This is a genomic window from Brevundimonas sp. ALps5 (assembly GCF_058681645.1).
The window spans coordinates 4,040,595-4,066,633 of the sequence record NZ_CM178744.1 but is presented as its reverse complement, the minus strand read 5'-3'; the positions used below and the strand labels follow the sequence as shown (position 1 = coordinate 4,066,633).

The window sequence follows — 26,039 nt, the reverse complement described above, 5'->3', positions numbered from 1 at the left end:
GGAAAATCCCGCTCTAGTGGTGAGCCGGCGCAGGCTCGTCGGGCAGGTCGAGGAAGTCGACGCGGCCGGTGACCATGTCCTTGACCGCGGCGACGATCTTGATCGTTCCGGCGTTGACCGCCTCGGCCAAGGCGGTGTCGGCGGTCAGGAGGCGGGCGACGACGCGGCGGGCATTTTCCTGCACGGCGAGGCGGGCCTGATCGGGGCCGCCGATCTTCCGCGCCGAGAGGACGGCGGGCAGGATGGGGACGATCATCTCCTCCAGCGAGGGATCGAGCTCGGCCTTGCCGTCGACCACGGCCTCGGCCGCCGCGACGGCGCCACAGCCGGTGTGGCCCATGACCACGACCAGCGGGCAGCTGAGGTGCTTCACCGCATAGACGATCGACGACAGGCCGCGCCGGTCCACGGTGTTGCCCGCCACCCGGATGATGAAGAGCTTTCCGAGGCCCTGGTTGAACAGGATGGTCGGGGGGGTGCGGCTGTCGGCGCAGCCGACGATGGTGGCGATGGGCTTCTGACCGCCCTGCAGGGCGTCGAGGTCGTGGGCGGTGACGTGGCCGAGGCTGGAAGCGCCGGACAGGAAGGCGGCGTTGCCGTCGCGCAGCATCTGCAGGGCCTCGTCCGGCGTCGGGCCATGATGCGGCGTCAGGGCGGCGGCAGCGGCCGCCACGGCCCCGGCGGCGACAACCTCGACGTCAGGGGAGGCGGCGAAGTCCAGCGACACCGGCGGCGTCCCCGCACGCGACGGCTTCTTCCGCCCAAACCACAGAAACCCCATGCCGATCCCCCACTTGCCAGCCGTTAAGCATTTGCGGAACGGGGGTCGGTGTGGTCAAGCGGAGATTGGCGTCAGGCCCCCAGCAGTCTTGCCGCCTGCGGTGCGAAGTAGGTCAGGACCCCCGCGCAGCCCGCGCGTTTGAAGCCGTGGAGGGTTTCGAGGATGGCGCGGTCCTGGTCCAGCCAGCCGTTGGCGATGGAGGCCTGCATCATCGAATACTCGCCCGACACCTGATAGGCGAAGGTCGGGATCCTGAAGGTCTCGTGCACGCGGCGGACGATGTCGAGATAGGGCATGCCGGGCTTGACCATGACGGCGTCGGCGCCCTCGGAGATGTCCATCGCGACCTCCTTCAGGGCCTCGTCGGAGTTGGCGTAGTCCATCTGATAGGTCTTCTTGTCGCCGGTCAGCATCTTCGCCGAGCCGACCGCGTCGCGGTACGGGCCGTAGAAGGCCGAGGCGAACTTGGCGGCGTAGGACAGGATCAGGGTGTCGTGGAAGCCGTTGGCCTCCAGGGCCTCGCGGATGGCCTGGACCCGGCCGTCCATCATGTCCGAGGGGGCGACGACGTCGGCGCCGGCGTGGGCCTGGATGAAGGCCTGTTCGGCCAGACGATCCAGCGAGGCGTCGTTGAGGATGCGGCCGTCCTCGACCACCCCGTCGTGGCCGTGGTCGGTGTAGCAGTCGAGCGCCACGTCGCACATGACGCCGATCCCGGGCGCGGCGTCCTTGATGGCCTTGATGCAGTCGGGGATCAGGCCGTCCGGGTCGGTGGCGCCGGTGCCGATGGCGTCCTTGGTCGCGGCGTCGACATTGGGAAAGAGGGCGACCATGGGGATGCCCAGATCGCGAGCCTCGACGGCGGCGGCGGCCGCGGCCTTCGGCGACAGGCGGAAGACGCCGGGCATGGAGGGGACCGGCACGCGGTCCTCGGCGCCGTCATGGACGATCAGCGGCCAGATCAGGTCGGCGGGCGTGAGCGTGGTCTCGGCCACCAGCCGGCGCACCCAGGGGCTGCTGCGCAGACGGCGGGGGCGGGCCATGGGGAAGGCGGCGGGCATGAAGGGCAGGGTCATGGGCGCGGCTTAGACCAACCGTCCGGCCCATGCAAAATCGCAGGGACGACCGGCAAGGCGGCGGGTCGACGCTGACGCGCGCGCGCCCTATCACCGGGGCCGAGATTCGATGGAGTCCCCGATGTCCGAAGCCGAAGTCCTGACCCGTATCGACGGCGCCGTGGGGCGGATCACCCTGAACCGGCCGAAGGCGTTGCACGCGCTGAACAAGGCGATGTGCGAGGCGATGATCGAGGCGCTGACGGAGTGGCGCGACGATCCGGAGGTGGTCGGGGTGCTGATCGACCATTCGGGCGAGCGCGGCTTCTGCGCCGGGGGCGATATCCGCATGATCGCCGAGAGCGGGGCAGGCGACGCCTCGGAGGCCGAGGCCTTCTTCAAGACCGAGTATCGGCTGAACCATCTGATGTTCGCCTATCCCAAGCCGATCACGGCGGTGGTGGACGGCATCGTCATGGGCGGGGGCGTGGGCATCTCCGAGCCGGCGTCGGTGCGGGTCGCGACCGAGCGGACGACCTATGCGATGCCCGAGACGGGGATCGGCCTGTTCCCCGACGTGGGCGGCGGCTGGTTCCTGTCGCGGCTGCCGGGCCAGACGGGGGTCTGGCTGGCCCTGACCGGGGCGCGGCTGAAGGCGGCGGATACGGTGGCGCTGGGCATCCACACCCATTTCGTGCCCTCGGCCAACATCATGGCGCTGAAGGCCGATCTGATGGGCGGGGTGGAGCCGGCGGAGGCGGCGGCGAAGCATCGCTCGGCCGATCCGGGACCGGCGACGATCGACCGGGAAGCCATCGACCGGCTGTTCGCCCATGACGCGGTGGAAGAGATCTTCGCGGCGCTGGAGGCGGACGGGTCGGACTGGGCGCTGGCCCAGCTGGCGACGCTGAAGACCAAGTCGCCGACCTCGATGAAGGTCTCGCTGAAGCAGGTGCGGACGGGGGCGACCCTGACCGACTTCGCCGACAACATGGCCATGGAATACCGGCTGGGCGGGCGGATCGTCCGCACCCACGACTTCCAGGAGGGCGTCCGCGCCGTGGTGGTCGACAAGGACAATGCGCCGCAATGGTCGCCGGCGACACTGGACGGGGTTTCGGACGCCGTGGTCGAGGCCCTGTTCGCGCCCCTGCCGGCCGATGAGGAATGGACGCCTTTGGCGGTCTGATACCGTACAGTTCGGCGGCCTCCCTTGTTTTCCGGGCCCGGCGGCCGCAAACTGCCGTTATCGCGGACCAGTTGATCGGGCGTCCGCGGCTGGAAGAGATCGGTAGCGCACGCCGCACACTCCCGCCTGTTTGGCCGTAGGGAGTGAACCGTGACCTTTTTCTGCTTTATCGAATCCGACAACTCCTCTGTGCCGCACATGGAGCCGCTCGTCTCGGCGACCCTGACGGACGCCCTGGAAGAGGCGCGCGACCTGATGCGGCTGCACAGTCGGGCCGTCGTCGCCCATGTCCATCGCGGCGACGAGCGGATGGAGACCATCTTGCCGCCGGGAACCTCGCAGACCCAGATCGACACGCGCCGCTTCTCCGTCGCCTGATCGGGAGACCTCAGGACGCCTCCACCGTGCGCCAGTCGAAGGGCTGGCCGGGAGTCTGGCGCTCGACCCAGCGATAGCCGGTCTGGTCCCAGTGGAGGATCCAGGCCGAGAGGTTGTCGAGAATCATGTCGCCCTGGTCGGTGGTCAGGATCAGCACCGCGTGCAGCTCGTTCCACGGCGTGCGGACGATGCCGAAGGACAGGACCTCGGGCGGGACGCCGGCGACGATCAGCTGACGCCGCTTGGTCAGGGCGTAGTCCTCGCAGTCGCCGTGCTCGTCGCGGCCCGACTGGACATTCCAGTAGTCGGCCTTGCCGTACCGGGCCTGATCGCTTTCCATCTGAATGGCGCGGTTCACCGACTGGTTGACGTGGTCGACCAGGGCCCAGCGTTCGGCGGTCATGACCAGGGCGCCGGTCGGGGTCAGGGGCGCGCCTCCGGCCGGGGAGGGCAGGTGGACCGGCGGGATCCCCGCAGAAGGGCCTCCCGTGGCGCCGGGCGGGAAGGCGGCCGAGGCCGGGCCACCGAAGGCGTCGCGCCACTCAATGGTTGATGCTTGCTTGCGGATGGCGTCGTCGTCGTGGCCGTCCGCCTCGCCGGATTCACGGCATTCGGCGGGATCGCGTTCGCAGAGGACGAGGAAACCTTCGGGCGGGGCGGCCGCCCGATCCTCGGGCGCATAGGGGGTAGGGGTGCGCTCGGGCCCGGCGTGTTGGAGGGGCGTCCGGGCATGGGTCAGGTCGCCGCCCACCAGGACCAGTGCGGTCGTCAGCAAAAGTCCCGGCTTGCCCATGGCGAAGGTCTCCTCGTCCATGAACAGGATCGGACGGGAGGTTGTCGGGCGGAATCGGAAACAATCTATGCGTCAATTACGCGGTAAATGGACTCTTATAGGTTGTATATCAGGCGGCGAGGCCAAGTATGCGGGATTTCGGTCGAGGGTGCGGGACCGGTGGCGCGCGTCGCGTCCGCCGCCATCGACTGTTCACTCAGGGGACCCGGAATGCCGTGGCCTGATCAAGCGGGATCTCGCTGAAGTCGGGAATGTCCTCGACGATGAAGCGGACACTCCGCGACTTGCCCGGATACTCAAGACGGCCGCGCATCCGGACACGAAAGGCAGGAGACCTTCCGGCTATCCGCGCCCGCCAATAGGCCTTGATGAGAGGATCGCTAATCTCTCCCTCGCCGCCGCCGAGGGACATGACGGGGACCAAGGCATCGCGGGGGCAGCGGCTGTCTGTCAGATACATGCCGTGCAGACCGTCCGTTACGAAGACAGTCTCGATCTCGATGCTGCCGGTCGCGGGCGCTTTTTCGGCGATCTGGCAGATGTCGAGAGGCGTTTCGGCTCTCGCCGGAGCGAGCGCTGCGATGGCGAGGAGCAATGTCGCCGGGCCCATACCTTGACCCTACGGATTGACCGCGAGCAGCTGGACCCGGAACAGCAGGGTCGACTCCGCCGGGATGTCGTCGCCCATGCGGCGCCCGGCGTAGGCCAGGTCGGCGGGGATGACGAAGTCGTAGGTCTCGCCGACGTGCATCAGGGCGACGCCCTCGGTCCAGCCCTTGATGACGCGGTTCAGGGGGAAGGAGGCCGGCTCGTTGCGCGAGTAGGAGCTGTCGAACTCGGTCCCGTTGATCAGGGTCCCGCGATAGTGGACGCGGACGGTATCGGTGGTCAGCGGCATGGCGGCCTTGGGATAGGCGCGGCCGACGCGGCGGTACTGCAGGCCCGAGGGGGTGACGTTCCAGCCGCGGTTGGTCAGGTTCCAGGCCAGATAGGCGCGCTGGGCCGGGACCCAGGACGTCGCATCGCTGGGCGCGGCGGCGAGGATGGTCGGCGGCACGGTGGCGGCGCAGGCCGACAGTCCGGCGGTCAGGCCGAGGGCGGCGGCGGAGATCAGGGCGAGGCGTGCGATGCGGGTCATACGGCGACGCTAGCAGGGTCCCGGCGCGCCGAAAAGTGGCGCTATGCCAGCCGCCTTCCTATGTTGGACGGGCGCGGCTGGCAGGCTTTCGGGCGGCTGAAAAGCGGGAATCCGCAGGACAGCATAATTCCTTGTGGACCGGCCTTTATTTCGTCGGAAAAGCGAGTATACCTCCGCCTTCCGCAACAGCTCAATTGAGTCTGCGCGAAAGCGCCGAGGCCCGGTCCGTCGCCCTCCGACCGAGCGAAGGTGCGGCTCCTGTCCCAGGGAGCCCATAGATTTCAGGCCTCCTGGTCCCGCAAGGGTCCGAGGGTGGAGGCCGAAACCGAAACGCGCGGCCGCTGAAAAGCGTGTCGTGCCACCGCATTTCTCCTGCAGGTCACGCTGCACGGATTGGGAAACACGAATGACAGACGTCCTCAACGGTCTCACCATCAACGGTCAGATCGCGTCGGCCACCACCTTCACCGGCAAGAAGCGCATCCGCAAATCCTTCGGGCGTATTCCCGAAGCGGTCGCGATGCCGAACCTGATCGAGGTCCAGCGCGCCTCCTACGAGCAGTTCCTGCAGCGCGAAGTCCGCGCCGGACAGCGCAAGGACCAGGGCATCGAGGCGGTCTTCAAGTCGGTGTTCCCGATCAAGGACTTCAACGAACGCGCCGTTCTGGAATACGTCTCCTACGAGTTCGAGGAGCCCAAGTACGACGTCGAGGAATGCATCCAGCGCGACATGACCTTCGCGGCTCCGCTGAAGGTCAAGCTGCGCCTGATCGTCTTTGAAGCGGACGAAGAGACCGGCGCCCGCTCGGTCAAGGACATCAAGGAACAGGACGTCTACATGGGGGACATCCCCCTGATGACGGACAAGGGCACGTTCATCGTCAACGGCACCGAGCGCGTGATCGTCTCGCAGATGCACCGTTCGCCGGGCGTGTTCTTCGACCACGACAAGGGCAAGACCCACTCGTCGGGCAAGCTGCTGTTCGCCGCCCGCGTGATCCCGTACCGCGGCTCGTGGCTCGACTTCGAGTTCGACGCCAAGGACGTGGTGTTCGTGCGTATCGACCGTCGCCGCAAGCTGCCGGCGACCACCTTCCTGCTGGCCCTCGGCATGGACGGCGAAGAAATCCTGCGCACCTTCTATGAGACCGTGCCTTACGAGAAGCGCGGCGAAGGCTGGGTCACCCCCTACAAGCCCGAGCGCTGGCGCGGCGTGAAGCCGGAGTTCGACCTGATCGACGCCGACACCGGCGAAGTGGTCGCGCAAGCCGGTCACAAGATCAGCGCCCGTGCGGCCAAGAAGCTGCAGGACGGCGGCCTGAAGTCGCTGTCGCTGGCCGCTGACGCCCTGGTCACCCGCTATCTGGCCGCCGACGCCGTCAACTACGAGACCGGCGAGATCTACGCCGAGGCCGGCGACGAGCTGGACGCCCCGACCATCGAACTGCTGGAAGGCAAGGGCTTCACCACCATCGACGTGCTGGACATCGACCACGTGACGGTCGGCGCCTACATGCGCAACACCCTGCGGGTCGACAAGAACACGGGCCGCGAGGACGCCCTGTTCGACGTCTACCGCGTGATGCGTCCGGGCGAGCCGCCGACCCCGGAAGCCGCCGAGGCCATGTTCCAGTCGCTGTTCTTCGACGCGGAACGCTATGACCTGTCGGCCGTGGGCCGGGTGAAGATGAACATGCGTCTGGAAACCCCCGAGGTTTCGGACGAGATCCGCGTGCTCCAGAAGGACGACGTCCTGAAGGTGCTGCAGATCCTGGTCGGGCTGAAGGACGGCCGCGGCGAGATCGACGACATCGACAACCTGGGCAACCGCCGGGTCCGTTCGGTGGGCGAGCTGCTGGAAAACCAGTACCGCGTCGGCCTGCTGCGTATGGAGCGCGCCATCAAGGAGCGCATGTCGTCGGTCGATATCGACACGGTGATGCCGCACGACCTGATCAACGCCAAGCCGGCCGCCGCCTCGGTGCGCGAGTTCTTCGGCTCGTCGCAGCTGTCGCAGTTCATGGACCAGACGAACCCGCTGTCGGAAATCACCCACAAGCGCCGCCTTTCGGCGCTTGGCCCGGGCGGTCTGACGCGTGAGCGCGCGGGCTTTGAAGTCCGCGACGTCCACCCGACCCATTACGGCCGCATCTGCCCGATCGAAACGCCGGAAGGCCCGAACATCGGTCTGATCAACTCCCTGGCCACCCACGCCCGCGTCAACAAGTACGGCTTCATCGAGAGCCCGTACCGTCGCGTGAAGGACGGCAAGGCCCAAGGCGAGGTGGTCTACATCTCGGCCATGGAGGAGTCGAAGTACACGATCGCCCAGGCGAACATCGAGCTGAAGGACGGCGAGATCGTCGAGGACCTGGTCCCCGGCCGGATCAACGGTGAATCCCAGCTGCTGGTGAAGGCCGACGTCGACATGATGGACGTGTCGCCGAAACAGGTCGTTTCGGTCGCCGCCGCCCTGATCCCGTTCCTGGAAAACGACGACGCCAACCGCGCACTGATGGGCGCCAACATGCAACGTCAGGCCGTGCCTCTGGTGCAGTCGGACGCGCCGCTGGTCGGCACCGGCATGGAAGCGGTCGTGGCCCGTGACTCGGGCGCCGTGGTCATCGCCCGCCGTGACGGCGTGGTCGAGCAGATCGACGGCACGCGGATCGTGGTCCGCGCCACCGGCGAACTGGAAGCCGCCCGCTCGGGCGTCGACATCTACCGCCTGTCCAAGTTCCAGCGTTCGAACCAGTCGACCTGCATCAACCAGCGCCCGATCGTGCGCGTGGGCGATGAAGTGAAGACCGGGGACGTCATCGCCGACGGTCCGTCGACGGATCTGGGCGATCTGGCCCTGGGCCGTAACGCCCTCGTCGCCTTCATGCCCTGGAACGGCTACAACTTCGAAGACTCGATCCTGATCAGCGAGCGCATCGTCCGCGACGACGTGTTCACCTCGATCCACATCGACGAGTTCGAAGTGATGGCCCGCGACACCAAGCTGGGGCCGGAAGAAATCACCCGCGACATCCCCAACGTCGGCGAGGAAGCCCTGCGCAACCTCGACGAAGCGGGCATCGTGGCCATCGGCGCCGAGGTCCAGCCGGGCGACATCCTGTGCGGCAAGGTCACCCCGAAGGGCGAAAGCCCGATGACCCCGGAAGAGAAGCTGCTGCGCGCCATCTTCGGCGAGAAGGCTTCGGACGTCCGTGACACCTCCCTGCGCCTGCCGCCCGGCGTCGCCGGCACGGTCGTCGACGTGCGCGTCTTCAACCGCCACGGCGTCGACAAGGACGAGCGCGCCATGTCGATCGAACGTTCGGAAATCGAACGCCTCGGCAAGGACCGCGACGACGAGCTGGCGATCCTGGAACGCAACGTCTATGGCCGCCTGAAGCCCCTGCTGCTGGGCAAGAACGCGACCTCGGGTCCGAAGGGCCTGGGCCGCGGTGAAGTCACCGAAGACAAGCTGGGCGAGCTCTCGCGCGGCCTGTGGTGGCAGATCGCCCTCGACGACGAGAAGGCGATGGGCGAGCTGGAAGCCATGAAGGCCCAGTTCGAAGGCGCCCGCAAGGCGCTGGACCGTCGCTTCGAGGACAAGGTCGAGAAGCTGCAACGCGGCGACGAACTGCCCCCGGGCGTGATGAAGATGGTCAAGGTCTTCGTCGCCGTGAAGCGCAAGCTTCAGCCGGGCGACAAGATGGCCGGCCGTCACGGCAACAAGGGCGTCATCTCCAAGATCCTGCCGATCGAGGACATGCCGCACCTGGCCGACGGCACCTCCGTCGACGTCGTTCTGAACCCGCTGGGCGTGCCTTCGCGCATGAACATCGGCCAGATCTTCGAAACCCACCTGGGTTGGGCGGCCGCGGGCCTGGGTCGTCAGATCTCGGGTCTGCTGGAAGCCTGGCAGCACGGCGGGCAGAAGCAGGCTCTGGTCGAGCGTCTGACCGACATCTACGGCCCGGAAACCCCGCTGCCGCAGGATGAGGATGACCTGATCGAGCTGGCCAAGAACCTGTCCAAGGGCGTTCCGTTCGCCACCCCGGTGTTCGACGGCGCGCACATCTCGGACATCGAGGACCTGCTGGAATCGGCCGGTCTGGAACGTTCGGGCCAGTCGATCCTGTACGACGGTCAGACCGGCGAGCAGTTCAAGCGTCCGGTCACGGTCGGCTACATCTACATGCTGAAGCTGCACCACCTGGTCGACGACAAGATCCACGCCCGCTCCATCGGCCCGTACTCGCTCGTCACCCAGCAGCCGCTGGGCGGCAAGGCGCAGTTCGGCGGTCAGCGCTTCGGGGAAATGGAGGTCTGGGCTCTGGAAGCCTACGGCGCCGCCTACACCCTGCAGGAGATGCTGACGGTGAAGTCCGACGACGTGGCCGGCCGGACCAAGGTCTACGAGGCCATCGTCCGCGGCGACGACAGCTTCGAGGCCGGCATTCCCGAGAGCTTCAACGTTCTCATCAAGGAAATGCGTTCGCTGGGTCTGAACGTGGAGCTGGAGAACAGCTGATCGGTCCAACCCCTCCCCGTGAAAGCGGGGAGGGGGCCATCGCTCTCTCCACTTTTCGATATTTGCGCAGCTCCCCGCTGCAGAAGGAATCAAGATGAACCAGGAAGTCCTGAACATCTTCAACGCGGTCCCGGTCACTCCGACCTTCGACCAGATCAAGATCGCCCTGGCCTCGCCGGAGAAGATCCGCTCGTGGTCGTTCGGCGAGATCAAGAAGCCCGAAACCATCAACTACCGCACGTTCAAGCCCGAGCGTGACGGCCTGTTCTGCGCCCGTATCTTTGGCCCGACCAAGGACTACGAATGCCTGTGCGGCAAGTACAAGCGCATGAAATACAAGGGCATTATCTGCGAGAAGTGCGGCGTCGAAGTCACCCTGGCCCGCGTCCGCCGCGAGCGCATGGGCCACATCGAACTGGCTTCGCCGGTCGCCCACATCTGGTTCCTGAAGTCGCTGCCGTCGCGCATCTCGCTGATGCTGGACATGGCGCTGAAGGACGTGGAGCGCGTGCTCTACTTCGAGAACTACATCGTCACCGAGCCGGGCCTGACCCCGCTGAAGCAGAACCAGCTGCTGACGGAAGACGAGTTCTACCGCTACCAGGACGAGTTCGGCGATGACGGCTTCACCGCCGAGATCGGCGCCGAGGCCGTGCGCAACCTGCTGATGGGCATCGACCTGCACGCCGAGGCCGAGAAGCACCGCGGCGAACTGGCCGACAGCCCCTCGGAAATGAAGGCCAAGAAGGCCTCCAAGCGCCTGAAGCTGCTGGAAGCCTTCATCGAGAGCGGCAACAAGCCCGAGTGGATGATCCTGACGGTCGTCCCGGTCATCCCGCCGGAACTGCGCCCGCTGGTGCCGCTGGACGGCGGTCGTTTCGCGACCTCCGACCTGAACGACCTGTACCGCCGCGTGATCAACCGGAACAACCGCCTGAAGCGCCTGATGGAGCTCCGCGCGCCGGACATCATCATCCGCAACGAAAAGCGGATGCTTCAGGAATCGGTCGACGCCCTGTTCGACAACGGCCGCCGCGGCCGCGTGATCACGGGCGCCAACAAGCGTCCGCTGAAGTCGCTGGCCGACATGCTGAAGGGCAAGCAGGGCCGCTTCCGTCAGAACCTGCTCGGCAAGCGCGTCGACTACTCGGGCCGTTCGGTCATCACCGTGGGTCCGGAGCTGAAGCTGCACGAGTGCGGCCTGCCCAAGAAGATGGCGCTCGAGCTGTTCAAGCCGTTCATCTATGCGCGTCTGGACGCCAAGGGCCTGTCGGGCACCGTCAAACAGTCCAAGCGCATGGTCGAGCGTGAACAGCCCCAGGTGTGGGACATCCTCGAAGAGGTGATCCGCGAGCACCCGGTCATGCTGAACCGCGCGCCGACGCTGCACCGTCTGGGCATCCAGGCGTTCGAGCCGAAGCTGATCGAGGGCAAGGCCATCCGCCTGCACCCGCTGGTCTGTACCGCGTTCAACGCCGACTTCGACGGCGACCAGATGGCCGTGCACGTCCCGCTGAGCCTCGAGGCCCAGCTGGAAGCGCGCGTCCTGATGATGTCGACGAACAACATCCTGTCGCCCGCCAACGGCAAGCCGATCATCGTGCCGTCGCAGGACATCGTCCTGGGCCTGTACTACATCTCCCTGGTCAAGGACGGTGAGCCCGGCGAGGGCAAGCTGTTCGCCAACATGGGCGAGATCGACGCGGCCTTGGACGCCGCCGTCGTGACCCTGCACACCCGCATCAAGGCGCGCTGGACCGAGGAAGACAAGAACGGCGTGGAAGTGACCAAGGTCATCGACACGACCCCGGGCCGGATGAAGCTGGGCGCCCTGCTGCCCAAGAACCCGAACATCGGCTACCGCCTGCTCGAGAAGAATCTCACCAAGAAGGAAATCGGCAACCTGATCGACGTGGTCTATCGCCACTGCGGTCAGAAGGCGACGGTCATCTTCGCCGACCAGATGATGGGCCTGGGCTTCCGCGAAGCCGCCAAGGCCGGCATTTCGTTCGGCAAGGACGACATCGTCATCCCCGCCAAGAAGGCCCAGCTGGTCGCCGAGACCCGCACCCTGGTCGAGGAATACGAGCAGCAGTACGCCGACGGCCTGATCACCAAGGGTGAGAAGTACAACAAGGTCGTCGACGCCTGGGCCAAGGCCACGGACAAGGTCGCCGACGAGATGATGGGCGAGATCGCGCAGCCGCGCGTCCTGGCCTCGGGTCGTACCGCCGAGATCAACTCGGTCTACATGATGGCCAACTCCGGCGCCCGTGGTTCGCAGGCCCAGATGAAGCAGCTCGGCGGGATGCGCGGCCTGATGGCCAAGCCGTCCGGCGAGATCATCGAGACCCCGATCGTCTCGAACTTCAAGGAAGGCCTGACCGTTCTGGAGTACTTCAACTCCACCCACGGCGCCCGCAAGGGTCTGGCCGACACCGCGCTGAAGACCGCCAACTCGGGTTACCTGACCCGCCGTCTGGTGGACGTGGCGCAGGACTCGATCGTCACCGAGGACGATTGCGGCTCCACGCGGGGCATCACCCTGCGCGCCGTGGTCGAGGGCGGCGACGTCCTGGTCTCGCTGGGTCAACGCGTCCTGGGCCGTTACAACGCCGAGGACATCAAGGCTCCGGGCACGGACACCGTCCTGTTCCCCGCCGACACCTATCTGGTGGAGGACGTGGTCGAGGTCATCGACCGCGAGGGCGTCCAGTCGGTCAAGGTCCGTTCGGCCCTGACCTGTGAAGCCGAAGCCGGCATCTGCGGCATGTGCTACGGCCGCGACCTGGCGCGCGGCACCAACGTCAACATCGGCGAAGCGGTCGGCGTCATCGCCGCCCAGTCGATCGGCGAGCCCGGCACCCAGCTGACGATGCGGACCTTCCACATCGGCGGTACGGCCCAGGTGGCGGAAACCTCGTTCTACGAGGCGACCAACGCCGGCGTCATCAAGGTGGTCGGCCCGACCGTCACCGCCGCCCACGGCGACCTGGTGTCGATGAGCCGCAACGTCATCGTCACCGTCATGGTCGATGGCAAGGATCGCGAAAGCTACAAGATCCCCTACGGCGGCCGTCTGCGCGTCAAGGAAGGCGAAGAGGTCAAGAAGAACCAGCGTCTGGCGGAGTGGGACCCCTACACCACCCCGATCCTGACCGAAGTCGGCGGCGTCGTCCGCTTCGAGGACCTGACGGAAGGCCTGTCCTTCCGCGAGGAAACCGACGAAGCGACCGGCATCGCCCAGCGCGTGGTCATCGACTGGCGCGCCTCGCCCCGCGGTTCGGACCTGCGTCCGGCTATGGGCGTGACCGTCGGCGACGCCTACGCCAAGCTGGCTTCGGGTTCTGACGCCCGCTACCTGCTGCCCGTCGGCGCCATCCTGTCGGTGGCCAACGGCGACAACGTCAAGCCGGGCGAAATCCTGGCCCGTATCCCGACCGAAGGCGCCAAGACCCGCGACATCACCGGCGGTCTGCCGCGCGTCGCCGAACTGTTCGAAGCCCGCCGTCCGAAGGACTGCGCCGTCATCGCCGAAATGGATGGCCGCGTTGAATTCGGTCGCGACTACAAGAACAAGCGCCGCATCAAGATCACGCCGGAGCCGGATGCCGATGGCAACCAGGGCGAACCCGTCGAGTTCCTGATCCCGAAGGGCAAGCACATCTCCGTCCACGACGGCGATCTGATCCAGAAGGGCGACTACATCATCGACGGCAACCCGGATCCGCACGACCTGCTGCGCATCCAGGGCGTCGAGGCGCTGGCCGAGTACCTGGTCAACGAAGTGCAGGAGGTCTACCGACTGCAGGGCGTGCCGATCAACGACAAGCACATCGAGGTGATCGTTCGCCAGATGCTGCAGAAGGTCGAGATCATCGACTCGGGCGAAACCACCCTGATCCGTGGCGACACGGTCGAGGTGGCCGAGGCGGCCTATGAGAACGCCAAGGTCGAGAAGCGTGGCGGCCGTATCGCCACCACCCAGCCGGTCCTGCTGGGCATCACCAAGGCGTCGCTGCAAACCCGCAGCTTCATCTCGGCGGCGTCCTTCCAGGAGACCACCCGCGTTCTCACCGACGCCTCGGTCAACGGCAAGAAGGACACCCTGGAAGGCCTGAAGGAAAACGTCATCGTCGGCCGTCTGATCCCGGCCGGCACCGGCGCCTACCTGCGGTCGCTGCAGAAGGTCGCCAACGAGCGTGACGCCCTGCTGACCTCGACGCGCGAAGCCAACGTCGAGCCGCTGCCGGAAGACCTGCAGCTGGAACTGGCCGAGAGCGAGTAATCGCGCGTCCCGGGTCGAGCCCGGGATGACAAGACTGAACGAGGGCGGTCCCGGCGACGGGGCCGCCCTTTTTCTTTTTTGAAGGGCGCTATCGCTCGCTGCCTGAGCGCCGCCCTAGTTCGGCTCGTGGCCGGGGAGGGGGCGGTGCTGGTCGCTGGTGGCGCGGTTGGAGCCCTGGCGGATGGTGTTGGTCGCGCCCTCGCGCATCGAGGGGTCGAGGTAGGACCCGGCGCAGCCGATACCGAGGTTGCCGCCCGGGCATTCGCCGGAGGTCACATTGCCGCTGCCGCCCCTGAGCGGGGCGCGCAGGGCCTCGTACTGCTCGAGCGCGCGGCGGCCCTCGGCGGCGAAGGCGTCCTGGCGGCGCTGCTCCGACGGTGTCAGGGTGCGGCCGCCGGGCGGATGGCGACGCGCGCCCTCGACCGCGCCCGCGATGAAGCGTTCGTCGCAGATCGCCTGTTCGGTCTCGCCCAGATGACCGTCCATGATCCGGCAACCGCCCGGCCCGGTGCGCAGGGTCCGGCCGACGGCGGCCCCGAGGCTCTCGGGGCGGTAGGTCCAGGGATTGGCCTCGGCCGGAGGGGCGGGGGCGCCCGCCGCCGGAACGCCCGGCGCGCGCGGCGAGGGCGGGGCGGGGCGATCCTCCTCGGGCCGGGTCGCAGTCGGATCGTGGCTCGGGGACCGGGTCAGGGCCGGGGCGTTGCTGGACCGGGCAGGGGCCGAGCGGGGAATGCGGGCCGTTTCGCCGTTCAGCAGGGGGCGAGGCTCCATTTCGACATAGACGGCGCTGTCATCGGCGACGGTCTGCGCGCGCCGCGTCTCCAGCAGGCCGAGACCGATCAGGCCCAGGACAAGGGCGTGGGCGGCGACCGAGGCGGCGAGGATGGCCGCGCGCCGGGCCCGCTCGCGCGAGGTCGCGCGCGATCCGGCGCGGGGGCCCATGATGTCGCGCCAATCCGGTTTGAACGTCGCCGTCATCGGCCCTCCACTATGGGGCAGGAGAGGTGGCGAGCGTGGCGGTATTGGGGCGGGGACATGCCGCATGCTAGCCTCGGTTGCGGAACGTCGGCATGGGGCCGACCCCGGAGGAGACGGCATGGCGGTTTGGCTTCTGTTGACGCTCCTGATGGGGCAGGCGGCGACCACAACCTCGGCCCCCGCCTCGGGCCAGACCTTGGTCCCGGCTCCCGCGCCGGAAGTCACGGCGACGCCTGTGCCCGACGTCGAAGTCGTCGCCGTGGCGCGCGAAGGCTCGGTGGAACTGGAATGCACGGTCGAGCGCGACGGACGCGTCTCGAACTGCATCGTCCGGTCGGAAACGCCGCGCGGCTTCGGCTTCGGAGAAGCGGCCCTGAACGCCGCGCGGCGTGCGCGTCTGTCTCCGAGGACCGTCGACGGCGTGGCGACAGGCGGCAAGATTCGCTTCAGGACCACGTTCCGGATCCCGGACTGACGCTGCGCTTGACCTGAAACCCCTTCGCGCCTATACGCGCCGGACTTTCGAGGCATGGGGGATTCTCCCTCGCCGGGATCGTGACAATTGAACGGACGGGCTGTGCCCGCCGGAACGCCCGAAGCGCGCGTTCCGGTTTTTTCGTTTGGTTCGACCGTCTCGCCTCAAAGACCCCGGGCGAGGCCATCCGGCCCCGTTCAAAAGAAGGACATGAGGCGCCCCGGCCGACAGGCACACGCCTCCATCAGAAGTCGAAGCGAGTTCACAATGCCTACGATCAACCAGCTCATCCGCAAGCCGCGCAAGCCCAAGCCCGTCCGCAACAAGGTGCCGGCCCTGGAGGGTTCGCCCCAACGCCGCGGCGTTTGCACCCGCGTCTATACGACGACCCCGAAGAAGCCGAACTCGGCTCTGCGTAAGGTCGCCAAGGTCCGTCTGGCCAAGTCCGGCTACGAAGCCGTGTGCTACATCCCCGGCGAAGGCCACAACCTGCAGGAACACTCGGTCGTTCTGATCCGCGGCGGCCGCGTCAAGGACCTTCCCGGCGTTCGCTACCACATCCTGCGCGGCGTGCTCGATACGCAAGGCGTCAAGGACCGCAAGCAGCGCCGTTCGCACTACGGCGCCAAGCGTCCGAAGTAAGACGCGCCGCCCCATTCAATTCAGCCGGCCCGTTCCCGTCAGGGGAGGGCCGGCTCTCCGATACCGATCTAGAAGGCCACACCCATGTCCCGTCGTCACCGCGCCCAGAAACGCGAAGTCCTGCCGGATCCCAAGTACAAGGATCTGACCGTCACCAAGTTCATGAACTACGTCATGTACGAGGGCAAAAAGGCCGTCGCCGAAAACATCGTCTACGGCGCGTTCGATATCCTGGCCGACAAGAAGAAGGACGTCGAAGCCGTCGTCACCTTCCACACCGCCCTGGAAAACGTTCAGCCGGCCGTTGAAGTCCGTTCGCGTCGCGTCGGCGGCGCCACCTATCAGGTGCCCGTCGAGGTCCGTCCGGACCGCCGCCGCGCCCTGGCCATCCGCTGGCTGGTCAACGCCGCCCGCAAGCGTGGCGAGAACACCATGACCGAGAAGCTGGCCGCCGAGCTGCTGGACGCCTCGAACAACCGCGGCACCGCGGTCAAGAAGCGCGAAGACACCCACAAGATGGCCGAAGCCAACCGCGCCTTCAGCCATTACCGCTGGTAATGTCTTCAATGCGTCGCATCCCTTGCGTAAGGGCGGCCCTTCATGGGGCCGGGCCTTTCACAAGGACCGGGCGCTGACTATCTAGGACTATCCGGCGCGGGCGGTTTGAGCTAAATCGCCCGCGCCCGCTTATCCAGACACCGTACGATCTTCCCGAGGACGCTCCCCGCGTCCTGAACTCACTTCAAGGCACGTTCCATGGCTCGCACTCACAAGCTCGAGGACTACCGCAACTTCGGCATCATGGCCCACATCGATGCGGGCAAGACGACGACGACCGAGCGGATCCTGTATTACACCGGCAAGTCCCACAAGATCGGCGAAGTCCACGACGGCGCCGCGACCATGGACTGGATGGACCAGGAGCAGGAGCGCGGCATCACCATTACGTCGGCCGCGACGACCGCCTTCTGGCAGGGCAAGCGCCTGAACATCATCGACACCCCCGGCCACGTGGACTTCACCATTGAAGTCGAACGCTCGCTGCGCGTCCTCGACGGCGCCGTGACCGTTCTGGACGGCAACGCCGGCGTTGAGCCGCAGACCGAAACCGTCTGGCGCCAGGCCGACAAATACTCGGTGCCGCGCATCGTCTACGTCAACAAGATGGACAAGATCGGCGCCGACTTCGACGCCTCGGTCGAGTCGATCCGCGACCGCCTGGGCGCCAAGGCCGTGCCGATCCAGTTCCCGATCGGCGCCGAATCCTCGCTGTCGGGCCTGGTCGACCTGGTCCGCATGACCGGCGTGGTCTGGGACAACGACGGCCTGGGCGCCTCCTACAAGGACGTGCCGATCCCGGACGACCTGATGGACAAGGCCATCGCCGCTCGCCAGTACCTGATCGACAACGCCGTCGAGCTCGACGACGAGGCGATGGAAGCCTACCTCGAGGGCAACGAGCCCGACGAAGCCACCATCAAGAAGTGCATCCGCAAGGCCGTTCTGACCGGCGCCTTCTACCCGATCCTGTGCGGCTCGGCGTTCAAGAACAAGGGCGTGCAGACCCTGCTCGACGCCGTCGTCGACTACCTGCCGTCGCCGCTGGACATCCCGCCGACCCCGGGCATCGACTTCAAGACGGAAGAGCCGATCGTTCGCAAGGCGTCGGACGACGAGCCCCTGTCGGTCCTGGCCTTCAAGATCATGGACGACCCCTTCGTCGGTTCGCTGACCTTCTGCCGCCTGTACTCGGGCAAGATGGAAACCGGCATGAGCCTGCTGAACTCGTCGCGCGACAAGCGCGAGCGCGTCGGCCGCATGCTGCAGATGCACTCGAACAACCGTGAAGACGTCAAGGAAGCCTATGCCGGCGACATCGTCGCCCTGGCCGGCCTGAAGGAAACCCGCACCGGCGACACCCTGTGCGATCCCCTGAAGTCGCCCGTCATCCTCGAGAAGATGGAATTCCCGGCGCCGGTTATCGAGATCTCGGTCGAGCCGAAGTCGAAGGCCGACCAGGAGAAGCTGGGCATCGCCCTGGCCAAGCTGGCCTCGGAAGATCCCTCCTTCACCGTCTCGACCGACCACGAGTCGGGCCAGACCATCCTGAAGGGCATGGGCGAGCTGCACCTGGACATCAAGATCGACATCCTGAAGCGCACCTACAAGGTCGAGGCCAACATCGGCGCGCCGCAGGTCGCCTATCGTGAGTCCCTGGGCCGCAAGGTCGACATCGACTACACCCACAAGAAGCAGACCGGCGGTACGGGCCAGTTCGCGCGCGTGATGATCACCTTCGAACCCGGCGAGCCGGGCTCGGGCTTCATCTTCGAGAACTCGATCGTCGGCGGCGCGGTGCCCAAGGAATACATCCCGGGCGTCGAAAAGGGTCTGACCTCGGCCAAGGAAAACGGCCTGCTGGCCGGCTTCCCGCTGATCGACTTCAAGGCCACCCTGACGGACGGCAAGTTCCACGACGTCGACTCCAGCGTGCTGGCGTTCGAAATCGCGTCGCGCGCCGCCTTCCGCGAACTGCGCGAGAAGGGTTCGCCCAAGCTGCTCGAGCCGATCATGGCGGTTGAGGTCGTGACCCCCGAGGACTACCTCGGTTCGGTCATCGGCGACCTGAACGGCCGTCGCGGCATGATCCAGGGTCAGGACATGCGCGGCAACGCCACCGTCGTGAACGCCTTCGTGCCGCTGGCCAACATGTTCGGCTATGTGAACACGCTGCGCGGCATGTCGCAGGGCCGTGCGGCCTTCACCATGCAGTACGACCACTACGAACCGGTGCCGCAACACGTCGCCGACGAAGTCATCAAGAAGTACAGCGCCTAAACCCCTAGTTATCCGGCGGGCCCCGGCCCGCCGGCCCCTGAAAACCCCAAGGACTGAAGCCCCCTCATTTCAGGGGACGGAGAGAAGAGAATGGCCAAGGAAAAGTTCGAACGCACGAAGCCGCACTGCAACATCGGCACGATTGGTCACGTTGACCACGGCAAGACGACGCTGACGGCGGCGATCACGATGACGCTGGCGAAGGCCGGCGGCGCCAAGGCGATGAACTACGCCGACATCGACGCCGCGCCGGAAGAAAAGGCCCGCGGCATCACGATCAACACCGCGCACGTGGAATATGAGACGGCCAACCGTCACTACGCCCACGTCGACTGCCCCGGCCACGCCGACTATGTGAAGAACATGATCACGGGCGCCGCGCAGATGGACGGCGCGATCCTGGTGGTTTCGGCCGCTGACGGCCCGATGCCGCAGACGCGCGAGCACATCCTGCTGGCCCGTCAGGTCGGCGTGCCGGCCCTGGTGGTCTTCATGAACAAGGTCGACCTGGTCGACGACGCCGAGCTGCTCGAGCTGGTCGAGATGGAAGTGCGCGAGCTGCTGTCGTCGTACCAGTTCCCGGGCGATGACATTCCGATCACCATGGGTTCGGCCAAGGCCGCGACCGACGGCGTGAACCCGGAAATCGGCGAACAGCGCGTTCTGGCGCTGATGGAAACGGTCGACGCCTACATCCCGCAGCCGGAGCGTCCGATCGACCTGCCGTTCCTGATGCCGGTGGAAGACGTCTTCTCGATCTCGGGCCGTGGTACGGTCGTGACCGGCCGCGTCGAGCGCGGCATCGTCAAGGTCGGTGAGGAAGTCGAGATCGTCGGCATCCGTCCGGTCCAGAAGACGACCTGCACGGGCGTGGAAATGTTCCGCAAGCTGCTGGACCAGGGCCAGGCGGGCGACAACGTCGGCGTTCTGCTGCGCGGCACCAAGCGTGAAGACGTCGAGCGCGGCCAGGTGCTGTGCAAGCCGGGCTCCATCACCCCGCACACCAAGTTCGTCGCCGAAGCCTACATCCTGACCAAGGAAGAAGGCGGCCGTCACACCCCGTTCTTCACGAACTACCGCCCGCAGTTCTACTTCCGCACGACGGACGTGACCGGCATCGTTCACCTGAAGGAAGGCGTCGAGATGATCATGCCCGGCGACAACGCCGAGCTGAACGTCGAACTGATCACCCCGATCGCCATGGAAGAGAAGCTCCGCTTCGCCATCCGTGAAGGCGGCCGCACCGTCGGCGCCGGCGTCGTCGCCAAGATCATCGCCTGATCGCGATGGCGCGCTAACGCGCGGCTCCCCCGGTTCGGGATTGGGCCGCGCTGCTTGAGCGCGACGATGAGTGAGTACAGAGCGGCCGTCGGGGCAACCCGGCGGCCGTTTTGCTTTTGCGAGAGTTTGGCTAAGCTTTCCCGTCAAGCGTAACGGGGTGAGTGGGTGGCTTACGAGGGGGAAGAGTTCGCGCGGAGGGGGCTGGGCTTCGGACCGGCGCCGGCGGACTTCGACATGGCGCCGGTCGATACCGGCGATCGCGACATCGCGGCGTTGAGCGAACGGGGCAGTTGCTACCTGCTGAGTTCGGCGCGCGCCGATCTGACGGGGCCGGAGCCGGTCTATTCCTACCGGATCGTCCAGCAGGTCACCGGCGGCGACGGTCTGCAGTCGGCGGCCAGTTTCGAGCTGAACTTCGATCCGTCGTGGGAACGGCTGGTCATCCACTCCCTGCGCGTGATCAGGAACGGCCAGGTCCGCGAGGCGGCCGAGCCCGCGGCCTTCGAGCTGCTGCGCCGCGAGCTGAACCTGGAGCGCGCCATGTACGACGGGCGGACCACCGCCCATATGATCATCCCCGACGTGCGGGTGGGGGACATCGTCGACACCGCCTATTCCTTCATCGGCGCCAATCCGGTGCTCAAGGACCATCTGAGCCTGAGGTGGCGCCTGCAGTGGGCTCAGCCGACGCTGGACACCCTGTGCGTGCTGCGTCTGCCGGCGGATCGGAAACTGGTCATGCGGCCTACCGGGGCGGCGCCGGAAGCCGAGGATGTGACCGTGGACGGGGTGCGGACCCTGACCTGGCGGCTGGTCGACGCCCCGACCTGGCGGCACGAGGCGGAAACGCCCGACTGGCATCGCGGCTATGCCAGTGTGAAGGTGGTCAGCGCCGCGACCTGGGCCCAGGTCGCCGACCTGTTCCGCGAGGCCTATGCGCCACCCGTCGAACTGCCGGAGGAGCTGGAGGCACTGGTCGCCGACATCGCCGCCCGGCACGCGACCCCGGCGGCCCGGGCGCCCGAGGCCCTGAGGCTGGTGCAGGGCCAACTGCGCTATCACTCCATCGGGGTCGGCGACGGCGGCTTCCGCCCGCGCCCGGTCGAGGCGATCTGGGCGACCCGCTACGGCGACTGCAAGGACGCCTCGCGCCTGCTGGTCTCGGTGCTGCGCCGCCTGGGCGTCGACGCCGTTCCCGCTCTGGTCCACACCCAGCTGGGCGCCGATCTGGCGCGCGAGCCGGTCAATGCCCTGGCCTTCAACCACTGCATCGTCCGGATCGTCATCGACGACGAGAAGCGGTGGATGGACCCGACGCTGCAGCCCCAGGCGGGCGACCTGTATCACCTGACCCCGCCGCGTCACTTCCACGCCCTGCCGCTGATCGAGAACGCGACGCTGGAGGCTATGCCTGACCCGGCGCCGATCACCGTGTGTGGGACGCGCGAAACCTGGACCTTCGCGACGAAGGTCGCCGCGCCGGCTCGATTGGAGATCAGCACCATCTATCGCGACTGGCGCGCCGACGACATTCGCGCCTGGGCCCAGAACGACGGCCTGGCCAACGTCTCGCGCCGTTTGCGCGAGGGGCTGGAGAACGAATACGGGGGGCTGACCGAACTCGCGCCGCTGAAGATCACGGATGACCCGGTCAACAACACGGTGACGCTGGACGAGACGTATGAGGTGGAGCGGCCGCTGGAGACTGTCGACGATCAGACCTGGCGCTTCATCTCGCGCGACGATGTGGTCGGCCCCGCATTGGCCAATATCGAGACGGCGCGACGGCAGGAGCCGATCAGCCTGAACACCCCGCGCAGGGTGGTGACCGAAAGGGTCTTCAATCTGCCCAAGGCCCTGTCCCTGACGCCGTGGAACATCACGGAGACGGGGCCCGGGCTGACGCTGAAGACGCAGTTGAGCTTCAAGGGCGAGCTGCAGGCCGTGCACCGGCTGGAGCTGACGGTGCGCGAGCGGCTGGTCCAGCCGGCCGACGCCCAGACCTATTTCGCCTTCCTGCGCCGCGCCCGGGCCAACAACGGCGTCAACTTCACCGTTCCGGCCTTCAAGGGCGACTTCGGCCGGGTGAAGGAGAGCCGCAACTGGGGCCTGTGGGCCTGGATCGGCTTCGTCGGCCTGATGGTCATGGCCTCGGTGTTCGGCTGGATCCACTGACTTTCTCAGGGGCGGCTTCCCGTGGCGGGGGATAAGCAGGGTTAAGGGGCGCCTGTCCCGGAGCGGGACCTTGCGCGGGCCCGGGGCTTGCAGGCAGATGCGTTATCGGACGTTAAGAGTTTGGTAACCCTATGCGGCGCGCGCTTCACATCGGCCTGTTCATCGGCACCCTGATCGGGATGTGCGCCTGCGCCTCCGTGGACGGCGCCGATACCGGGCGCACGGGCGCCTATGGCGGGGTCGAGGCGGGCCGCACCGGCGGCTGATCCCGCTCGGGACCGGGCAGGGAAGGGCGGCGAAACCGTCCGTTCAAGGAAACCGTGGCGGAAACGGCCGACTTCGGCTAGGAAAGAACAGCGGACGCCGACTGTCGCGCCGCGCTGGTTCTCCTCCCCCTAGATGTTACTCATCGCCATTGTCGTCGTTCTGCTCCTCGTGGTGCTCAACGGCCTGTTCGCCATGACCGAACTCGCGGTCGTGTCTTCGCGCAAATCCAAGCTTCAAAGCCGGGCGGAGAAGGGGGATCGGGGCGCAAGGGCCGCGCTGGCGCTTGCCGACGAGCCGACCCATTTCCTGTCCGCGGTTCAGGTCGGAATCACCCTGATCGGGATTCTGGCGGGCGCCTACGGCCAGGCGACCATCGCCGGCGAACTGGACAAGATCCTCGAGCACGCCTTCCCGGCCCTCGTCGCCTATACCGAATTCTTCGCCACGGCCGTGGTCGTCGTCTGCATCACCTATGTCTCGCTGATCGTGGGCGAGCTGGTGCCCAAACGAATCGCCCTGATCTTCCCCGAGGCCGTCGCGTCCAAGATGGCGGCGCCCATCTCGACGCTGGCCATCATCCTGAAGCCGTTCGTGCTTCTGCTGACCGCCTCGACCTCGGGCATCCTCAAGGTGCTGGGCGTCAAGGACCGGGACGGTTCGGACGTCACCCAGGAAGAGGTCGAGACGATGATCGCCGAGGGCACCTCGGCCGGTCTGATCGAGCCTGAGGAGCAGGTGATGATCGAGGAAATCCTGCGCCTCGGCGACCGTCCGGTGCGGGTGGCGATGACGCCGCGCACCGACGTCTACTGGGTGGCGATCGACGACGATCCGGCGGTGCTGCGCGAAGAGATTCGCGTCTGCCCCTATTCGCGCATCGTGGTCGCTCGCGACAACGATCTGGATCACCCCATCGGCGTGGTTCACAAGAAGGACCTGCTGGACAGCCTGCTGACCACCGGCGAGATGGCCATCGCCGAACACGTCGCCGTGCCGGCCTTCATCCCGCAGTCGACCTCGGTCCTGAAGGCGCTGGAAATCCTGAAGGGCACGCCCGTCCACATGGCCTTCATCGTCGACGAATACGGCGCCTTCGAAGGCGTGGTGACGGCGACCGACATCCTGGAAATGATCGCCGGCGACTTCAACGAAGGTCACGACGACGACCACTCCTATGTGGTCGAGCGCGCCGACGGCAGCTGGCTGGTGGACGGCCGCACCGATCTGGACGAGCTGTGCGACGTCCTGGGCGAGGATTTCGGCGAGAACGACAGCTTCCACACCGTCGCCGGCCTGGTGCTGCACCAGCTGTCGCGCGTGCCCGACGAGGGCGAGGTGCTGCAGCTGGGCCGATTCGAGGTCGAGGTCGTCGACATGGACGATCGGCGCATCGACAAGCTGATCTTCAAGCAGGTCGTGAACGCCGAGGACGAGAAGAAGGCGGTGGCGGAGCATTACGAGGGGTGATCCCCTTCGTTGCAGCGGATTGTCCTTGAAATGGGCCGACCGCTAAGGCATACGCCCCCCTCTGGCGAATGCACACGCCGAGGGGGAACCCACGGTGTGATGCGTTTTGCTCCAGGAGTTTAGCTCAGCTGGTAGAGCACCGGTCTCCAAAACCGGGGGTCGTGGGTTCGAGTCCCCCAACTCCTGCCATTTTCCCCCTGTCGCCGCCGCATGGAAATCCCCATGTGGTGCGACAGGTTAGAAGCGTTTGAAGAGACCACTGATGGCCAAGGCCAAGACACCCGGACGTCGGCAGACGGGCGCCAAGCCCCAGACGGTTCCGGCCGTCCAGACGGTGACCGTCGACGCGCCCACGCCGAAGAAGCGCACCTCGCTGCCGCAGTTCGCCAGCCAGGTCCGGGCCGAGGCCCGCAAGATCGTCTGGCCGAGCCGCAAGGAGACCTGGATCACCTCGGTGATGGTCTTCATCATGGTGCTGATCGCGACGGTCTTCTTCTGGGTGGTCGACGCGGGCCTGACCTTCGCGTCGCGCTTCATTCTCGGCATTGGCAACAACTAAGGAGACGCGCACATGACTGATGCAGCGCCCGACGCAAAGCCCGCCAACCCGCGGCACAAGTGGTACATCATCCACGCCTATTCGAACTTCGAGAAGAAGGTCGCCCAGCACATCCGCGACCAGGCCAAGCAGCGCGGCCTGGAAGACAACTTCTCCGAAATCCTGGTTCCGACCGAGGACGTCGTCGAGATCCGCCGCGGCCGCAAGGTCAACTCGGAACGCAAATTCTTCCCGGGCTATGTCCTGGCGAAGATGGAAATGACCGACGACGCCTACCACCTGGTCAAGGACACGCCGAAGGTCACGGGCTTCCTGGGCGCCGCCGGCGGCACCAAGCCCCTGCCGGTCACCGAGCGTGAGGTCCAGGCCATCATCGGCGCCGTGGAAGAGGGCGTCGAGCGTCCGAAGCCCACCATCCGCTTCGACATCGGCGAGACCGTCAAGGTCATCGACGGCCCGTTCGCCAGCTTCGACGGCCAGGTCGAGAGCGTCGACGAGGACGCCGCCCGCCTGCGCGTCGCCGTGTCGATCTTCGGCCGCCCGACCCCGGTGGATCTGGAATACAATCAGGTCGAGAAGACCGCGGCGTAAGCCCGGTTTCACCGATAGGATTTGCGGCGGCGGCTCTTCGGGGCCGCCGTTTGCTTTTCCGCCCCGTGTTTGCTACACGCGCGCCTCCCTTGCGTAGCAGGGGCAAATCCGTGGGAGGCAGCCATGCCAGACCACGGCTCACCGGCTCCGGATCAAGTTCCGGGGTCATTCACAGGAGAGACCAATGGCCAAGAAGATCCTCGGCTATATCAAACTGCAGGTCGCGGCCGGTTCGGCTACGCCTTCGCCCCCGATCGGCCCGGCTCTGGGTCAGCGCGGCGTCAACATCATGGGCTTCGTCAAGGAGTTCAACGCGCGCACCGAGAAGGAAGTGAAGGGCACCCCCCTGCCGACCGTGATCACGGTCTATCAGGACAAGTCGTTCACCTTCGTCACCAAGACCCCGCCCGCGACCCACTACATCAAGCAGGCCGCCGGCATCACCTCGGGCTCGAAAATGACGGGCCGCGAAGTCGCCGGCAAGATCAAGCGCAGCCAGCTGCGTGAGATCGCCGAGAAGAAGATGAAGGATCTGAACGCGAACGACCTGGACGCCGCGACCAAGATCATCGAAGGCTCCGCCCGCGCGATGGGCCTCAACGTGGTGGAGGGCTAACCC

21 protein-coding genes and 1 tRNA gene are annotated in these 26,039 nt (G+C 66.5%); 16 read left to right on the top strand and 6 right to left on the bottom strand.

Annotation, left to right across the window (positions count from 1 at the left end; translation table 11 throughout):
* Positions 1–13: 13 nt before the first annotated feature.
* Both ACW172_RS19480 and hemB read right to left on the bottom strand, forming a co-directional pair.
* Positions 14–781, bottom strand: a complete 768-nt coding sequence (locus tag ACW172_RS19480) for a carbonic anhydrase (protein ID WP_492033036.1) — start codon at positions 779–781, stop codon at positions 14–16.
* Positions 782–852: 71 nt separating this feature from the next.
* Positions 853–1,857: a porphobilinogen synthase gene (gene hemB, locus ACW172_RS19475; RefSeq protein ID WP_492033035.1), complete on the bottom strand. Its 1,005-nt coding sequence runs from the start codon at positions 1,855–1,857 to the stop codon at positions 853–855.
* A 121-nt stretch (positions 1,858–1,978) separates the two neighbouring features.
* Here hemB and ACW172_RS19470 point away from each other — a divergent pair, with 121 nt between their 5' ends.
* Both ACW172_RS19470 and ACW172_RS19465 read left to right on the top strand, forming a co-directional pair.
* Positions 1,979–3,025 (top strand): enoyl-CoA hydratase/isomerase family protein, encoded by a 1,047-nt coding sequence (locus ACW172_RS19470; RefSeq protein ID WP_492033034.1) that lies wholly within the window; start codon positions 1,979–1,981, stop codon positions 3,023–3,025.
* A gap of 150 nt (positions 3,026–3,175) precedes the next feature.
* Positions 3,176–3,403: a hypothetical protein gene (locus ACW172_RS19465; protein WP_492033033.1), complete on the top strand. Its 228-nt coding sequence runs from the start codon at positions 3,176–3,178 to the stop codon at positions 3,401–3,403.
* Between the two features lie 10 nt (positions 3,404–3,413).
* Here the strand turns inward: ACW172_RS19465 and ACW172_RS19460 are convergent, their stop codons facing one another.
* The 3 genes from ACW172_RS19460 to ACW172_RS19450 form a co-directional block, all read right to left on the bottom strand.
* On the bottom strand, positions 3,414–4,217 hold the full coding sequence (locus ACW172_RS19460; RefSeq protein WP_492033032.1) for a transglutaminase-like cysteine peptidase: 804 nt from the start codon (positions 4,215–4,217) through the stop codon (positions 3,414–3,416).
* Between the two features lie 175 nt (positions 4,218–4,392).
* Positions 4,393–4,806: a hypothetical protein gene (locus tag ACW172_RS19455; protein WP_492033031.1), complete on the bottom strand. Its 414-nt coding sequence runs from the start codon at positions 4,804–4,806 to the stop codon at positions 4,393–4,395.
* 9 nt (positions 4,807–4,815) lie between these two features.
* Positions 4,816–5,334: an FKBP-type peptidyl-prolyl cis-trans isomerase gene (locus ACW172_RS19450; protein ID WP_492033030.1), complete on the bottom strand. Its 519-nt coding sequence runs from the start codon at positions 5,332–5,334 to the stop codon at positions 4,816–4,818.
* Positions 5,335–5,740: 406 nt separating this feature from the next.
* Here ACW172_RS19450 and rpoB point away from each other — a divergent pair, with 406 nt between their 5' ends.
* The gene (gene rpoB, locus ACW172_RS19445; RefSeq protein WP_492033029.1) at positions 5,741–9,859 is read left to right on the top strand and encodes a DNA-directed RNA polymerase subunit beta; all 4,119 of its coding nucleotides are present in this window, start codon (positions 5,741–5,743) and stop codon (positions 9,857–9,859) included.
* A gap of 94 nt (positions 9,860–9,953) precedes the next feature.
* Entirely contained in the window at positions 9,954–14,147 is a 4,194-nt protein-coding gene (rpoC, locus tag ACW172_RS19440; RefSeq protein ID WP_492033028.1) for a DNA-directed RNA polymerase subunit beta', read from the top strand.
* A gap of 114 nt (positions 14,148–14,261) precedes the next feature.
* Here the strand turns inward: rpoC and ACW172_RS19435 are convergent, their stop codons facing one another.
* Complete coding sequence (locus tag ACW172_RS19435; RefSeq protein ID WP_492033027.1) at positions 14,262–15,125, bottom strand: hypothetical protein; 864 nt, start codon at positions 15,123–15,125, stop codon at positions 14,262–14,264.
* A gap of 118 nt (positions 15,126–15,243) precedes the next feature.
* Between ACW172_RS19435 and ACW172_RS19430 the strand changes: the two genes are divergently transcribed.
* The 12 genes from ACW172_RS19430 (at position 15,244) to rplK (ending at position 26,036) form a co-directional block, all read left to right on the top strand.
* A complete protein-coding gene (locus ACW172_RS19430) occupies positions 15,244–15,600 on the top strand; it encodes a TonB family protein (protein WP_492033026.1) in 357 nt (118 codons plus the stop codon).
* A gap of 267 nt (positions 15,601–15,867) precedes the next feature.
* Positions 15,868–16,242: a 30S ribosomal protein S12 gene (rpsL, locus tag ACW172_RS19425; RefSeq protein WP_271083702.1), complete on the top strand. Its 375-nt coding sequence runs from the start codon at positions 15,868–15,870 to the stop codon at positions 16,240–16,242.
* Positions 16,243–16,326: 84 nt separating this feature from the next.
* Positions 16,327–16,800, top strand: coding sequence for a 30S ribosomal protein S7 (rpsG, locus tag ACW172_RS19420; protein WP_374036882.1), 474 nt, complete (start codon positions 16,327–16,329; stop codon positions 16,798–16,800).
* 198 nt (positions 16,801–16,998) lie between these two features.
* Positions 16,999–19,080, top strand: a complete 2,082-nt coding sequence (fusA, locus tag ACW172_RS19415) for an elongation factor G (RefSeq protein WP_492033025.1) — start codon at positions 16,999–17,001, stop codon at positions 19,078–19,080.
* Between the two features lie 90 nt (positions 19,081–19,170).
* Entirely contained in the window at positions 19,171–20,361 is a 1,191-nt protein-coding gene (tuf, locus tag ACW172_RS19410) for an elongation factor Tu (RefSeq protein WP_492033024.1), read from the top strand.
* A gap of 165 nt (positions 20,362–20,526) precedes the next feature.
* Positions 20,527–22,536: a DUF3857 domain-containing transglutaminase family protein gene (locus ACW172_RS19405; protein WP_492033023.1), complete on the top strand. Its 2,010-nt coding sequence runs from the start codon at positions 20,527–20,529 to the stop codon at positions 22,534–22,536.
* Positions 22,537–22,667: 131 nt separating this feature from the next.
* Positions 22,668–22,802: a hypothetical protein gene (locus tag ACW172_RS19400; protein WP_492033022.1), complete on the top strand. Its 135-nt coding sequence runs from the start codon at positions 22,668–22,670 to the stop codon at positions 22,800–22,802.
* Positions 22,803–22,935: 133 nt separating this feature from the next.
* On the top strand, positions 22,936–24,270 hold the full coding sequence (locus tag ACW172_RS19395) for a hemolysin family protein (protein ID WP_492033021.1): 1,335 nt from the start codon (positions 22,936–22,938) through the stop codon (positions 24,268–24,270).
* Between the two features lie 113 nt (positions 24,271–24,383).
* Positions 24,384–24,459: transfer RNA gene (locus tag ACW172_RS19390), tRNA-Trp, on the top strand.
* A 73-nt stretch (positions 24,460–24,532) separates the two neighbouring features.
* Positions 24,533–24,829 (top strand): preprotein translocase subunit SecE, encoded by a 297-nt coding sequence (gene secE, locus ACW172_RS19385; RefSeq protein ID WP_492033020.1) that lies wholly within the window; start codon positions 24,533–24,535, stop codon positions 24,827–24,829.
* Between the two features lie 12 nt (positions 24,830–24,841).
* Positions 24,842–25,420 (top strand): transcription termination/antitermination protein NusG, encoded by a 579-nt coding sequence (nusG, locus tag ACW172_RS19380; RefSeq protein WP_492033019.1) that lies wholly within the window; start codon positions 24,842–24,844, stop codon positions 25,418–25,420.
* Between the two features lie 184 nt (positions 25,421–25,604).
* Positions 25,605–26,036, top strand: a complete 432-nt coding sequence (gene rplK, locus ACW172_RS19375) for a 50S ribosomal protein L11 (RefSeq protein WP_492033018.1) — start codon at positions 25,605–25,607, stop codon at positions 26,034–26,036.
* The last annotated feature ends 3 nt before the right edge of the window (positions 26,037–26,039 follow it).